Below are 12,909 nucleotides of genomic sequence, written 5' to 3' on the forward strand. Positions count from 1 at the left end.
TCCGTGTAGCGGTCGATGCGACGCATTACCGTGGCGCACTCCTGAGCTTGACTCTGTCGGGGATCCTGGAGTTTCGCGGCGCGGGAGCATGGTCAACGGGCATGCTCGGGTAGTTCCGATGACCGACGCAGTTGTCGAGGTGCCCGTTGTCCCTTCGACTTTGTTCCGGTGAGCAACTCCCTTCTCTGACCGCGCAGGTGGCGCGGGCGAGTAACCCGGGCGGCACGACGGCGATATGGGTGCGCAACCGGCTGGATGAGCTGTGGTGTGACGAGGATTTCGCCGACTGGTACCCGCGTGACGGGCGTCCGGGTCTGTCGCCTGCTCAACTGGCCACCGTCTGTGTGCTGCAGTTCCTGCTCGGCCTGTCGGACCGGCAGGCCGCTGAGGCGGTTCGCTGTCGCATCGACGTCAAGTACGCGATGGCCATGGAGCTGGATGATGACGTGTTCCACCACAGTGTGCTGGCCGATTTCCGCGACCGTCTCGCCGAGGGCGACCGTGCTGATCGCCTCCTCGACCTCGCGCTGGCCCGCCTCAAGGAGGCCGGTCTGGTGCGCGAGCGCACCACGCAGCGCACGGACTCCACCCACGTCCTGGCCGCGGTGCGTGACCTGACCCGCGTGGAGTTGATCACCGAGGCGGTCCGCGCCGCACTCGAAGAAGTCGCCGGCACTTCCCCTCACCTGCTGGACGAGCTGGTCGATGAGGACTGGGGGCTTCGCTACGGCCGGCCGGTGCGCCTGGGCAAGAACCCCACCAAGCCCAAGACCAGGATCCTTGCCGCCGGACACGACGCCGTCCGGCTCCTGGAACACCTCTACCGGCATGGAGCGGACCGCACGTCCGGCCCTCGCATCCAGGCCCTGCGCCAGATCATGGTGCAGAACTACCACCGTGACGCCGCAGGACGCCTGCGCTGGCGCGCCGCCGAGAAGGAAGGCGGGCCCGGGCTGCCGCCCTCGTCCCGGGCGGTTGTCTCTCCCTATGACACCTCGGCCCGCTACGCACGGCACGGACACATCATCAGCTGGAAGGGGTTCTCGGCACACCTGACCGAGACCTGTGCTCCCGACAGCCTCAACGTGATCACGAACGTGGCCACCACCGCGGCCACCACCCACGACAGCCAGATCCTGCCCGGCATCCACGCCCGCCTGTCACGCCGCGGGCTGCTGCCCGCCGAGCACCTGGTCGACGCCGGCTACACCGCGCTGCCCCACCTGGAACAAGCCACCCGTGAACACCAGGTCACCGTCTCCGGGCCACTGCGGAGCAACCCCACCCGGCAACACCGCCGGGACGAGGGCTTCGCCCGGGACGACTTCCACATCGACTACGACCGCCAGCAGGTCACCTGCCCCCAGGGCCAGGTCAGCCAGGGCTGGCACGGCCCCTACTCGACCTCCTCACCCACCGCGGCCCCGCTGATCGTGGCCAGGTTCACCAAAAGCCAGTGCCGGCCCTGCCCGGCCCGCACCCAGTGCACCACCACCGCAGACAGCGCCCGCACGGTGGGCTTTCCCTTACGAGAACTCCGCGACCTGCAACTGCGCGTCCGCACCGAGCAACAGACGCCCGAGTGGAAGACCCGCTACGCGGTCCGTTCCGGAGTGGAGGGCACGGTCAACGAGTTCGCCCACGGACACGGCATGCGCCACTGCCGCTACCGAGGACAGGGCAAGGCCCACATCCAGCACGTCCTGACGGCCATCGCCGTCAACATCGAACGCCTCAGCGGACTGCCTCCAACCGAGGAAGCCCCCAAGCCCCGCCGACCGACTGCCTTCCAGAACTACCTCGACCAACGCGCGATACCCGGCCGAAGTTGGCGAGCCCTGGGCACCTGACCTCGACAGCTCCAAGATCCCCGACAGAGTCAAGTAATCTAAGGCACTCATCTCGCCGTCGACCGGCGGCCTCTCGACAACGAGTGTGCCGGTGTCGGCCTCGGGCACGCCCCGGGAGCTTCGTGACTACTTCAACCGTTAGCGGATGCGTTGCCGTGCCCAGAGCGCCGAGACCGTGGGCACGATCGCGGGGCGTTCATCGCGGCCGGGGGCTCAGGAACCAGCCACGTTTGCGGGCGCGGTCCAGCCGGTGGCTCGGATCCACTCGACCAGGTCCAGGGTGGCCGGCTCGATCGAGCGCACCACCGCGAGGTCCGAAGGGTATTCCGGCGCCTTCGCGAACTCGCGGAACATCGCCTTGTCGAGGTCGTTGGGAAGCACGCTCAACGGGAGGGCCTCGTACCGTGCCGGGAGCCCGGCGCGCGCGCCGAACGCCGCGGCGATCTGGGGGCCCGTCAGCTCGTCGCCGACGAGCTCGACGGCTCCGCCGGGCGCCTCCGCGGTGTCGAGCAGGAGCGCGGCGGCGACCCGGCCGATGTCCCTGACCGAGATCATCTTCAGGGCGACGTCCTCCGGCATCGGCAGCCTCAGCACGATCTCCCCATGCTCCAGGCTCGGTGCCATCACGCTCGCGAAGTTCTCCATGAAGGCGGTCGCGCGAACCATCGTGGCCCTGAGGCCGGACATCCTCAGGTGCTCCTCGATCGAGTGCTTCGAGTCGTGGTGCGGCACACCCGACTCCCGGTCCGCTCCGAAGACCGAGTTGAACACGACGTGCGGGACGCCCGCCTCGACCGCCGCGTCGACGAGCGCGGTACCGATGCGGATCTCCGCCTCGACCTCTTCGAGGCTGTTCGCCTCCGGGGTCATGAAGTAGAACCCCTCGACCGTCTCCAGCGCGGCGGCCAGCGACGCCGGGTCGTCGGCCCGGATGGCCGCCAGCTCGACGCCGCGGGCGGCCAGCGCCTGAGCCCGGTCGGACTGCGGGTTGCGGACCAAAGCCCGCACCCGCGCCTTGTGGTCCAGCAGCGCGTCGACCACCGCCCCGCCCTGTTGCCCCGTCGCGCCGAAGACTGCGATCGTGCCGGTCGTCTGTGTGCTCATCGCTGCCACCCTTCAGTAGTTCATGCCGTGAACAAAACTAGTTCACGGCATGAACTACGTCAAGGTGCGGATGTAGCGGGACCTCACGGTGTGATGGGTTGGTTCGAGGTGGGCGAAGAGAGGTCCGAGGTGTCCACGATGGCGGTGGCCACGCGCTCGAAGTCGCGCTGGTCGTCGGCGTCGAGGTTCCTCGCGATCTCGGGCAGGCGCTTGGCGACCTCGGCGTAAACGGCCTCGCCGAGCACCTTCCCCGTGGGCGTCGCTCTGAGCATGACGACCCGTCGGTCCTGAGCCGAGCTTGCCCGGCCAACCAACTCGCGCCGCGCGGTGCGATCGACCAGCTGGCTCAATGCGTTCTTGGTCATACCCAACGACGCGGCGAGGTCAGCCATCTGCCGCGGCTCGTTCCTGACTGCGCAGAGCAGCGTGGCCTGCGAGGGGGTCAGGTCGAACTCGGCGCAGATCTGCGCGTACTTGCGTTGAATCACAACCGAGAGCCAGAAGAGCTTATCGCCATAGTCCACGCCAGCCTCCCCCGTCCGATGATGAACGATCAGCCTACTCGTCGCGGGCCGGCAGACCACGCCACTCACTCCCTTCACTCTCAGGTGGCGCCTCTACCGGCGCGCGACGGGTCGCGCGCCGGCTGCGGCCCATGCACCCCGAGATCACGATCGCCTGGGCCGACTCCGGCTATGCCGGACAGCTCGTGACCTGGGCAAAGAGACACCTCGGACTCACGTTGAAGACGGTGAGTCGGCCGAAGAACACCCCCGGCCTTGTTCTTTATCTTCCGCGTTCTCGCGTTGAGGATGGGATGGACTGCATTAACCGACGTTGTCGCTCATCAGCTTCCGTGCTTCGGCTGTCCAGGCCAGGTGCCGGTAGAGGGGTGATGCGGTCACGGCGACGAAGAGCGCGAACAGAGTGATCGGCAGCAACCCGAGGGGCCGGATACAACTCCGACCGGAAGTGTGACGCTTCCGCGAACGCATCCCGCAGGACGCCCTGATGTACCAAACTCACGACCACGGCCTTCGCGCTGGTTCTCCGCCTCTGTGACGGAGCAAAGGATCAGCCGAAGGCCGCTTTCACGTCCTGTGAACTGCGAAAACGCTCACCAAGTTCGATCCGCGTTCGACCTCGGACCATAAACGACAAGCTGACCAAGGCCGACGAGGGCGGGACCGGCCAGGTGAGGAGCGCCGACGGGCAGGCGGCGTTGGAACTCCGCGAGGACTCGACCGATGTCATCGGGGTGACCACTGTCGGCCACGATCGAGCGCCAGGAGGGCATCACCGCGAGGGACATGGCGGCGACCATGCCGGGATAGGCCATCGCGTAAAGCCCCGGTCCCCAACCGGTCCGCGCGCCGGCCTGCTTGCGGATGATGTCGTGGAATGCGCCGTGGCCATGGGCGAAGTAGCGGGCGGCAAGCGTCTGCCAGAACCCCCGGGCGGCGTGCAGGCATTGGGTGATCAAGTCGACCCCGTAGCGGCGTAGTAGTCGGCGGTGCCAGCGCTGAGCGCGGACGGTTCCCGGCAACTGTGCCAGGTCGATTTGATCTTGTGGACGGTGTGCCGCCTTACCGACCCATAGGCTGTGCCGCAGACAGACGTGATGGTGGTGGGCGGGTGCGAAGAGCGCGATCCGCTGGCCGGGTGCGTGGGCGGCAGCACACCGTCGGCAAGCCCAGCGTCGTTCACGTCCGGCTGAGCCGGGTAGCGCGGTCGTCTTCCCGGTCGTCCAGTCTCCGGAGACGATCATTCCGCGCCGGGCGCCATGTTCGCGCTGATTGAGCAGGGTCAGTAGCCGTCCCTGGTGGGCGATCTCTTTGACGGTCGAGGTGCGGATCACCTGGAGTTCGGAGTGGTAGGCGATGCGGGCTTCGTCGTCGACCTCCCGCAACGGCTGGCTCATGGATCGCCACTGCTGTTCGTCGAGCGTGTCGAAGACGGCTGGGTCCGTGTTGAGGAAATGACGCCACCCGGCCAGCGTCGTGGACGGGTCGGTGCGTGCTTCGCCGGGCTGATCGGTGTCCCCGGAGGTATCGGGGATATTCACCACCACTTCTCGGCCTCCTTGCGGGCGTCGAAGATCTCCAGAGGAATGATGTCGGCCAGTTCTTCCTGGCCTGCGGCGTTCTCGTCGGCCGGACCGGCCGACGAGTCGGGTTCGACGGCTGGCCGAGGCCAGGACGGTTGTGCGGTGGCCCGGGTCCGGGCGGCGATCTTGCGTGCGCGTGGCGCATCCATAGTCATAAAAATGCGGTACAGTTTTCTTGTTCAGGGTGTCCACTGTCAGAGCGCGCCACTCCCGACCGATCCCGCACAACGAGACAGGGAGAACACCATCATGACGGACCACCAGCCGGCCCTCGCCCGGATTACCCACGTGGAGAAGACGGCCGAGCGGACCGGCACTACGGCCGACACAGGCGCGGGGGAGGAGCTGACCGTGCTCGCCCCGGCCGCGGCCGCCGCCCTGAACCTCCTCGCCGACGCCGTCCGGCGCGGCGGCGCCGACCAGGACGACATCGTCCAGGCCCTCAAGACCGCCCGCGTCGACGAGGCGTTCGCCGGCATCTTCGACGCCGCCTCGGAGCGCGTCATGGAAGCAGCCGACGACCCGTACGACTTCGGCACCCGGCTGGACACCGACAACCTGTCCGGGGCCGCGAGCGACATCCGCCGCGCCCTCCACTGGCTGTAGCGACGCCGACAGCACACGGGCCCGCACCACCGTGCGGGCCCTTCTCGTGCGGGCCCCCCAACGTGCTGGACAGGATCGGGTGCTGCGGGACGAGCCAGATCTCCCGCAGTACGCGCCCGGCGGTACGACGCCGCTAGGCGGCCCTGCCACCGGGAAACACGACCAGGACATGAAAGAGGCCGACGCCCTCAGTCCGCTCTCGGGAGCGGGTAGCACGGGCACCGGCCAAACCCAAGCGCATAACCCATAGGTCACGCCCTCGTACGGCGCAGCATACCCGTACGCTGAGCCAGGACTAAGACACCGGTACCGTTTTATCGACGGCGAGTTGAGGAGACCCCCGTGATCCGAGCAGGACGCCGCGACCTCGCGCGGACTCTGGCGGACCTGGCCGCGCAACAGGGCCTGAGCACGCAGAGATACACCAAGGTCAAGCCGTACGAGGCCGCCGGATTCCCGGCACCGATCAGCTCGGTTCGGGCCCGGACACAGCTGTACGACAGCGAGCAGGTCGACGCCTACTTGCAAGGCAAGCCCGTTCCGCAGCTCCCGGACCAGGACGACGCCGAAGACCTCCTGGACCGCCGGGAGTGCGCGGCCGAAATCGGCGTCACCCCCCGCTCCTGGGACAGCTACAAGACCGACTCACTCCTGACCGAGCACAAGACCGAAGTCCGCGGAGTGGAGCACTGGCCCAGAGGCATCGTGCATCAGTTCCAGACCAGCCGGCCGGGCAGGGCAGCCTCCGCAACCGCCGGCGGCCGGCCGAAACGAACTGGAGACCAGATCCCCCGCGACCAGCTCCCCGCTCTCACCGCCCCGCTCCTCGACGCCGACCCCACCATCAGCGCCGCCCACATCGTCCAGGAGCTCGGAGTTCACCGCGACACCGCACAGGACATCCTCACCCGCCTGCGCGCCGACCGCATGGCCGACCTCATGGCCGCCGACCCGTCCCTGACACCCGGCGCAGCCGCGGACGCCCTCGGCTACCCGGCCGGACAGGTACGCCGCGCCGCCATCCGCGCCCAGGCCGTCCTGCGCGCCCGCCGCACGGCCCCGTACTTCGCCGCCGTCGCCCAGGCCCTCCACGACCGCGGATGGACCACCACGACCGCCGCTCCGACCGTCCACCATCCCGCCGACGACGTCGTCACCGCCGTGGTCCTCCTGGACGGCCCCACCCCGCCGGCCCCCGCGCTCGTGTGGGACGAACGACAGGGGTGGCGCACCGCGAACTCCCGCCGGCACCCGCTCCTCAGGGGAGCAGCCGTCCCGCCTCAGGGCGACAGCATCCGGTATCTCGCCACCGGCACTACGCCCCCGCCGGACGCCCTGATCACCGCTCTCACCGCCTAGGCCGGCCCCAGGGCTAACCTGGGCCCCGGGGGCCACGCTGCCGGGGAAGTGAGTTCCCCCTGCCGGTGTGCGGAGCGGTCCCGTACGACGCAGGATCGGGACGTGGAGTATCCGGTCAAGGTCGCCCTGGCCCGCGCGGCGCCGGTCCTGCCGGACGAGCCCGGATGGTGGTTCGAGCCGAAGTTGTGGACAGGGTTTTGGTCTGTTCGTTGTCCACTGAGTTTGGGATGTGGAGCCCTGAGTATCGCTGGTCTGGCAACGTGCTCCTATGGCGACTTCTGAGTCGAACACGACGTACAGCGCGCCCGTGGGTTCGGTGGATCTCGCGGCGATGAACGATGAAGGCGAGCCGTACGAGATCTGGCCGTGCGGTAGCTGCTTGCCCTGGCACGCCGAAGTCGTGCGGGCCGACGAGGAGGTCCTGGTGCGGGAGTGGCATGCGGTGAACTGCCCGGAGTTCCAGAAACTGATCAAGGGCTAGCTAGCCGGCGCCCGCGATGCGTCCGGCGCCCGGGCGGTCAGGCGTAGCACGGCGCCGATCGGCGACACGGCGGTCAGCAGGAGGAACAGGTGCGGGTAGCCGCCCGGCGGTGAGGCAGAGGCGGCGCCGACGAACGGTGCGAGCGTGGACGCTGTGGTGGTGGGGGCAGCCAGCAGGCCGGGGCGCCCACGAGGTGAACCCGATCAGGGCGGAGGCGCGGCAGATGCCCTGGACTTCGCGCAGGCGCTTTTCGACGTGCTGTGCATCTTGATGCCCAAGTCCGACGCGTTCGAGGAGCGCGAGGCCGATCGAAGTGGGTCCTACTTCTCGACGGTCGACTGGTCGGCGATGGTGTGCAGTTCGCGGCCGAGAAGTTTCGCCCAGCAGGGGGTCTGACCCGGCGAAGCGGCCTTCGCGGGCGGCCTGGGAGGTGCTGAGCGTCATCCGGGCCACCTCATCGGGAATCAGTGCCGCCCGGCCGAGATGGGGTCACGGTGCTGTGTCGGCTCAGTCGCGTAGGTTCGGATGTGGGCCAGGACGGCGTCGAGACCGGTGCGCAGGGGGGTGGTGTCGCGACGGGTCTGAGTAAGGAGGAGTCCGCCCTGGAGTGCAACGAGCAGGGCGAGGGCGAGGGCGTCGGTGTCGGTGTCAGGGCGCAGGTCGCCTCGGGTGCGCATGCGGGCCAGGCCCTCGCGGATCGGAGCCTCCCAGCGTTCGAAGCCGTCGACGAGGTCCGCTCGTGCGTGGGGGTCGTTGTCGGCCAGCTCGGCCGCGATCGATCCGATGGGGCAGCCGCCGACGCAGTTGCGCTGCTCTTGCAGGTCGACGAGCAGGTCACGCCAGCGGTAGAGGTTGTCGAAGCTGTCGAGTTCGTCGAGGACGGGTCGTTGGGCGGCCAGGATGCCGTCGGTCTGGTGGGCGATCACGGCCCGGATCAGGTCGTCCTTGTCGGTGAAGTAGTGGTAGAGCTGCGACGCGCTGACACCCGCTCGACGCTGGACGTCCTCGATGCCGGTGCGGGCCACGCCGTGGGCGAACACCAGCTCGGCGGCGGCGGTGACGATGCGAGCCCGGGTTGCCAGACCCTTCGTCGTGAATTTCCGCACCGGCCTGGGTGTGGCCTCGACGACCGCACCGGTCCGATATGTGCGGTCCGTCCGGCTTTCGGGTGTTGACTGGTCCATGGGTTCAGCATACCCCGATTTTGGAGTTGACACTCCAAAAATAGCCGGGCATGGTTTGGAGCGTTTGCTCCACTAGCTGAGGGGTTTCTCATGACCACCGATCTGACCGGTTCCACCGCCCTGATCACGGGCTCCACCAGCGGCATCGGCAAAGCCACCGCCGACCGTCTGGCCGCCCTGGGGGCGCACGTCATCGTGTCCGGCCGGGACAAGACCCGCGGCGAGGCCGTCGTCGCCGGCATCCGCGCCGCCGGCGGGACGGCGGACTTCGTCGCGGCCGACCTGGGCGACGAGCGCAGCGTGCGGGAACTCGCCGCCCGCGCCGCCCAGGCGGGCGGCGGCCACGTCGACATCCTCGTCAACGGCGGCGGCGTCTTCCCCTTCGGCCCCACCGCCGACACCCCGGCCGATCAGATCGACGAGGTCTTCGCCGTCAACGTCAAGGCGCCCTACCTGCTGGTGGCCGCATTGGCCCCCGCGATGGCCGAACGCGGCCACGGGGCGATCGTCAACATCACGACCATGGTGTCGGAGTTCGGCATGAACGGGATGGGCCTGTATGGCTCCAGCAAGGCCGCTCTCATGCTGCTGACCAAGTCCTGGGCTGCCGAATTCGGCCCCGCCGGGGTCCGCGTGAACGCCGTCAGCCCCGGCCCCACCCGCACCGAAGGCACCATTCCCATGGGCGACGCGCTGGATCAGCTCGCGAAGGGCGCGCCGGCCGGGCGCGTCGGGAAGCCCGAAGAGATCGCCGCCGCCATCGCCTACCTCGCCACCGAGGAGGCCAGCTTCATCCATGGCGTGCTGCTGCCGGTCGACGGCGGCCGCCTCGCGGTCTGACATTCTCGCCCGCGAAGCAGCAAACGCCGAAGCTCGGTCACGCGAACCGGCCGACTCCGCTCCGCCCGGAACACGGACCCGGGCGGAGCGGAGTCGGCCGGCTCGCGAAGTCCACGCCCGGGGTCGACGGCAGCACCATCTGCGCCATCCACCAGGCCACCACCGACGCGGCGCACCGACGCACCATCCGCACCAGGCCGTTGCCCTCGTCACCATCGATCTCACGCACTCCGACATGTGTGGCCACCGACCCAATCCCACGGATCGCAGCCGAAGCCGCCCGCCCGGGCGAACGCGACCACCCTCGGGGGTAGGTGCGAAATGCCTTCGCGGACCGCTCAGATTTTGTAGTTGACACTCCAATTTTGGAGCGCAGAGTGGAGTGATCCCTACAAAACATGTGGGCGGTACGCCACTGAGAGCGGCCAGGAGACCATCGTGAACACGATTGACCAAGTCACCCCGCGGTCGGCGGGAGCTTTGACCTTCAACCCCGACGGGGTTCTCTTCGTGGGCGACAGCAAGTCGGGGGCCGTCTTCGCCTTCGAAACGGGCCGGGGCCAGGCTCCGGCCTCGCTCGATCCCTTCCTCTTCGAGTCGATCGACGAGAAGATCGCCGCGGCGCTGGGCGTGACGGCGAAGAGACTGGTGATGAACGGGATGGCCGTCCATCCCCTGACGCGCGAGCCGTACCTGTCAGTCGGGGTGCGCAACGGCGATCGCCTGGCCCCCGCGGTCGTGAGCGTCTCGCTGGCCGGCGAGGTTTGCCTTTTCGACCTCTCCTCGTCGAACGTGACGGTGCACCAGCTGTCCGACGCTCCCGACGAGGGCAAGACCTTCAAGTCCCGGGCCGGCACTTTCCCCATGCCACCGGCGTCCTACTTCGACGAGAAGGCGCGGACGCCGCTGCGGTCCATGACGATCGTGGACCTGAAGTTCCACGCCGGAGAGGTGTTTGTCGCCGGCGTCTCGAACCAGGAGTTCTCCTCCACGCTGCGGCGGATCCCGTACCCGTTCACCGGGGAGGCCAGCGAGACCCAAGTGGAGATCTACCACCTCGCGCACGGCATGTATGAAACGCGTGCGCCGATCCGGGCCATGCAGTTCGCCACCATTGACGGTGAGGACACCCTCGTCGCCGCCTACGCCTGCAGCCCGCTGGTCACCATCCCGGTCGCAGAGCTCAAGCACGGAGCGACGGTGCGGGGCAAGACGATCGGCGACATGGGCAACGGCCAGCCCATCAGCATGGTCGCCTACCGCGAGGGGGACGAGGAGAAGCTGTTCATCACCAACCTCAGCCGCGGCCCCGTCGTGGTCCCGCTCTCCGGCATCCGCTCCGCCGAGGGATTCACCCCCGAGAACCGGCCGACCCAGGGCCCGATGCTCGACCAGTCCCCCTTCATGCCGGCCGGGCCGGTCGGCAAGCAGGTGCTGTTCGTCGGATCATCGCTGCGGGCGGACCTGTTCAGCGACCGCTTCTTCGTCTCGCTGACCCGCTACGCGGACACCGGCGACCTGACGCTGGAGACCCTGATGGTCGCCCCGCTCCCCGGGCGGCTGGACAAGATCTGGGTGGAGATGGATTTCCCGGGCGTCGAGAGCCCGCACAAGGTGACGGCGTGAACGGCAGGCGTCAACGTTGAGTGCGCCACAGACGCCGATCCCGACTTCACCAGAGCTGCCCATCCGCATCTCTCCCCAAGCCGAGGTCCTGCCCGCCAACACCCTGCGTTTCTACCTACATTTTCCCAGGCAGGGAGAGGCGCACTTCGATCGTGACCGCCTCTGGCTGGTGGATGAGGAGGAACAGGTGGTGCCTGAGCCCTTCCTCGTCCTGCCGCAGGAGCTCTGGTCCGTCGACGGGCGCCGCCTGACGGTCCTGATGGAGCCAGGAAGGATCAAACGCGGTCTGGGAACAGACCCGTCACACGAGGCGGCGCTGGTCGTCGGGCGCACGTACAGCCTCGCCGTCACGGCGCTCGGGCAAACAGCACGCCATACCTTCCGCGTCAGCGATCCAGTGCTGGAGGCGGTCGACGAGACCCGCTGGCGTCTCGTCTCCCCGACAGCGGGGAGCCTTGATCCCGTCGTCGTGCACTTCGACAGGGTGATGGACGCCGTCCTCTGCCAGGACGAGATCGCAGTCCTGGCCCCTTCCGGAGAAGCCGTTCGGACGCGTGCGTCACTCGCGCCGAACGGAACCGCGGCACGGCTCGTCCCGAGTCACCCGTGGCGCGCCGGGGAGCACCGCCTCCTGGTCTCCGAACGACTCGAAGACGTCTGCGACAACAGACTGGGCGAAGCCCTGGACCACGACCTGGGAGCCGAAGGAGCACCACGGGCCGGAATGATCAACTTCACTACGCGCAGCGCCGCCGCGGCCCCGTCCGCTCAGGCGGTGCGCTGATGCGGCCGGTACGCGGAAGGCGGGCCCGGGCTCCGACCATCCGCACGAGCATTCCCGGGGTGTTCGCCGCCTGCGACGTCGTCGACCACACCTACCGCCAGGCCATCACCACCGCCGACACCGGCTGCGCCGCAGTCCTGGACGCCGAACGCCACTTAGCCGCCCTCGCCGACCACACCCCGGAAAGCAGGCCCGTCCGGCAAGACCCCGTGCTCGCTTCCGCATGCCCTGATCCTCCGCGCCGATGGTCAGCGGCATGATCATGAGGACATGGAGCGTCAAAGATCGGGTATGCGGATGGAAGTTCGTCGACGGAAAGCCGGAGCCCCTCACTAAGGCTAAGCTGTTCGATGCCTATTGCTACGACCCCGACACCGGAGAATACGGCGACCCCTATTCGGATGCCGAATTCACAGAGGCCCCGAACATTGAGTTCTGAGAGCACGCGCACGCGCCCTGAATGATCACAGAGGGCCAGAGGGAGCGCCTCGGATCGAACTCGATCCGAGGCGCTCCCATTTGACTGGTAGAGCAGACAGGCGCGCCTTGGGTATAGAGAGAAGGTGTAAGTGAAATCACCAACACCTACCCAGGTATGCGACACGATGCACTGGTTGGCGTTTAGTCCAGATGGCAGTGAGGTGGAATCTCAATCGGCACCCCAGTTCCAGGCAGTGATGCACGGGGAAGGTTCGGCCCATATGATCCGCCTGACGCAGGATCACGACGCCCCTCATCTCCGTAGCCAGCCGCCCGCGCAGCGGGCCAACAGGAACTCCAATTAGCGGAAGAGTAAGTGACGACCGGTTGATCAAGGCCGTGGCCCGTAGCGGAGCGGAGGGGCGTTCAGGCCGCTTGCGGCCTATTGAATTCCGGAGGAATTTTAATTGTAATTCCGGAGGAATTACATAAAGCCCGTAGGGCTTTATCGTCTTTACGGTCCGTAGGACCGTGCGTCGTTCCTCCGG

The 12,909-nt window shown here is 67.9% G+C and carries 15 protein-coding genes and 2 pseudogenes; 11 read left to right on the forward strand and 6 right to left on the reverse strand.

The window, feature by feature from the left end:
* Nucleotides 1-197: 197 nt before the first annotated feature.
* Nucleotides 198-1,850 carry an IS1182 family transposase gene (locus tag OG627_RS35300; RefSeq protein ID WP_329072212.1) on the forward strand — a complete coding sequence of 551 codons (1,653 nt, stop codon included), beginning with the start codon at nt 198-200 and terminating at the stop codon, nt 1,848-1,850.
* A gap of 213 nt (nt 1,851-2,063) precedes the next feature.
* Here OG627_RS35300 and OG627_RS35305 read toward each other — a convergent pair whose 3' ends face one another.
* Together OG627_RS35305 and OG627_RS35310 are read right to left on the reverse strand one after the other, a co-directional pair.
* A complete protein-coding gene (locus tag OG627_RS35305) occupies nt 2,064-2,954 on the reverse strand; it encodes an NmrA/HSCARG family protein (RefSeq protein WP_329072214.1) in 891 nt (296 codons plus the stop codon).
* A gap of 83 nt (nt 2,955-3,037) precedes the next feature.
* Nucleotides 3,038-3,478, reverse strand: coding sequence for a MarR family winged helix-turn-helix transcriptional regulator (locus OG627_RS35310; RefSeq protein ID WP_307059686.1), 441 nt, complete (start codon nt 3,476-3,478; stop codon nt 3,038-3,040).
* A gap of 110 nt (nt 3,479-3,588) precedes the next feature.
* On the opposite strand from OG627_RS35310, the pseudogene OG627_RS35315 reads away from it, so the two are divergent.
* Nucleotides 3,589-3,753, forward strand: a pseudogene (locus tag OG627_RS35315) (IS5-like element IS4811 family transposase); the annotation flags it as partial.
* A 318-nt stretch (nt 3,754-4,071) separates the two neighbouring features.
* Here the strand turns inward: OG627_RS35315 and OG627_RS35320 are convergent.
* Nucleotides 4,072-5,025 (reverse strand): hypothetical protein, encoded by a 954-nt coding sequence (locus OG627_RS35320; protein WP_329072219.1) that lies wholly within the window; start codon nt 5,023-5,025, stop codon nt 4,072-4,074.
* Complete coding sequence (locus OG627_RS35325; protein WP_329072222.1) at nt 5,016-5,210, reverse strand: hypothetical protein; 195 nt, start codon at nt 5,208-5,210, stop codon at nt 5,016-5,018. The genes OG627_RS35320 and OG627_RS35325 overlap by 10 nt, the downstream gene beginning before the upstream one ends.
* 100 nt (nt 5,211-5,310) lie before the next feature.
* On the opposite strand from OG627_RS35325, the gene OG627_RS35330 reads away from it, so the two are divergent.
* From OG627_RS35330 to OG627_RS35345, 4 genes are all read left to right on the forward strand, one after another.
* The gene (locus OG627_RS35330) at nt 5,311-5,667 is read left to right on the forward strand and encodes a hypothetical protein (protein ID WP_329072224.1); all 357 of its coding nucleotides are present in this window, start codon (nt 5,311-5,313) and stop codon (nt 5,665-5,667) included.
* Between the two features lie 342 nt (nt 5,668-6,009).
* Complete coding sequence (locus OG627_RS35335; protein WP_329072226.1) at nt 6,010-7,026, forward strand: DUF6292 family protein; 1,017 nt, start codon at nt 6,010-6,012, stop codon at nt 7,024-7,026.
* A 268-nt stretch (nt 7,027-7,294) separates the two neighbouring features.
* A complete protein-coding gene (locus OG627_RS35340; protein WP_329072228.1) occupies nt 7,295-7,507 on the forward strand; it encodes a hypothetical protein in 213 nt (70 codons plus the stop codon).
* Nucleotides 7,508-7,651: 144 nt separating this feature from the next.
* Nucleotides 7,652-7,903, forward strand: a complete 252-nt coding sequence (locus OG627_RS35345) for a hypothetical protein (RefSeq protein ID WP_329072230.1) — start codon at nt 7,652-7,654, stop codon at nt 7,901-7,903.
* Nucleotides 7,904-7,971: 68 nt separating this feature from the next.
* On the opposite strand, the gene OG627_RS35350 is transcribed toward OG627_RS35345, so the two are convergent.
* Complete coding sequence (locus tag OG627_RS35350; protein ID WP_329060098.1) at nt 7,972-8,691, reverse strand: TetR/AcrR family transcriptional regulator; 720 nt, start codon at nt 8,689-8,691, stop codon at nt 7,972-7,974.
* A gap of 90 nt (nt 8,692-8,781) precedes the next feature.
* Here OG627_RS35350 and OG627_RS35355 point away from each other — a divergent pair, with 90 nt between their 5' ends.
* Nucleotides 8,782-9,531, forward strand: coding sequence for an SDR family NAD(P)-dependent oxidoreductase (locus OG627_RS35355; RefSeq protein WP_329060096.1), 750 nt, complete (start codon nt 8,782-8,784; stop codon nt 9,529-9,531).
* Between the two features lie 37 nt (nt 9,532-9,568).
* Here OG627_RS35355 and OG627_RS35360 read toward each other — a convergent pair whose 3' ends face one another.
* Entirely contained in the window at nt 9,569-9,760 is a 192-nt protein-coding gene (locus OG627_RS35360) for a hypothetical protein (RefSeq protein WP_329060094.1), read from the reverse strand.
* 209 nt (nt 9,761-9,969) lie between these two features.
* On the opposite strand from OG627_RS35360, the gene OG627_RS35365 reads away from it, so the two are divergent.
* The 4 genes and pseudogenes from OG627_RS35365 to OG627_RS35380 all read left to right on the forward strand — a co-directional run bounded on the left by OG627_RS35365 (nt 9,970) and on the right by OG627_RS35380 (nt 12,380).
* Nucleotides 9,970-11,157, forward strand: coding sequence for a hypothetical protein (locus OG627_RS35365; protein ID WP_329060092.1), 1,188 nt, complete (start codon nt 9,970-9,972; stop codon nt 11,155-11,157).
* 16 nt (nt 11,158-11,173) lie between these two features.
* Complete coding sequence (locus OG627_RS35370) at nt 11,174-11,941, forward strand: hypothetical protein (RefSeq protein WP_329060090.1); 768 nt, start codon at nt 11,174-11,176, stop codon at nt 11,939-11,941.
* A gap of 29 nt (nt 11,942-11,970) precedes the next feature.
* Nucleotides 11,971-12,201, forward strand: a pseudogene (locus OG627_RS35375) (hypothetical protein); the annotation flags it as partial.
* Entirely contained in the window at nt 12,198-12,380 is a 183-nt protein-coding gene (locus OG627_RS35380) for a hypothetical protein (RefSeq protein WP_329060087.1), read from the forward strand. The pseudogene OG627_RS35375 and the gene OG627_RS35380, both read left to right, overlap by 4 nt.
* Nucleotides 12,381-12,909 lie beyond the last annotated feature (529 nt).

The organism is Streptomyces sp. NBC_01429 (genome assembly GCF_036231945.1).
Taxonomy (GTDB): Bacteria; Actinomycetota; Actinomycetes; order Streptomycetales; family Streptomycetaceae; genus Streptomyces.

What these genes read in the sequence shown, in the direction of transcription:
- OG627_RS35305 (WP_329072214.1), bottom strand. Translation starts at nt 2,954, where the DNA reads ATGAGCACACAGACGACCGGCACGATCGCAGTCTTCGGCGCGACGGGG.
- OG627_RS35325 (WP_329072222.1), bottom strand. Translation starts at nt 5,210, where the DNA reads ATGGATGCGCCACGCGCACGCAAGATCGCCGCCCGGACCCGGGCCACC.
- OG627_RS35330 (WP_329072224.1), top strand. Translation starts at nt 5,311, where the DNA reads ATGACGGACCACCAGCCGGCCCTCGCCCGGATTACCCACGTGGAGAAG.
- OG627_RS35340 (WP_329072228.1), top strand. Translation starts at nt 7,295, where the DNA reads ATGGCGACTTCTGAGTCGAACACGACGTACAGCGCGCCCGTGGGTTCG.
- OG627_RS35350 (WP_329060098.1), bottom strand. Translation starts at nt 8,691, where the DNA reads ATGGACCAGTCAACACCCGAAAGCCGGACGGACCGCACATATCGGACC.
- OG627_RS35355 (WP_329060096.1), top strand. Translation starts at nt 8,782, where the DNA reads ATGACCACCGATCTGACCGGTTCCACCGCCCTGATCACGGGCTCCACC.
- OG627_RS35380 (WP_329060087.1), top strand. Translation starts at nt 12,198, where the DNA reads ATGATCATGAGGACATGGAGCGTCAAAGATCGGGTATGCGGATGGAAG.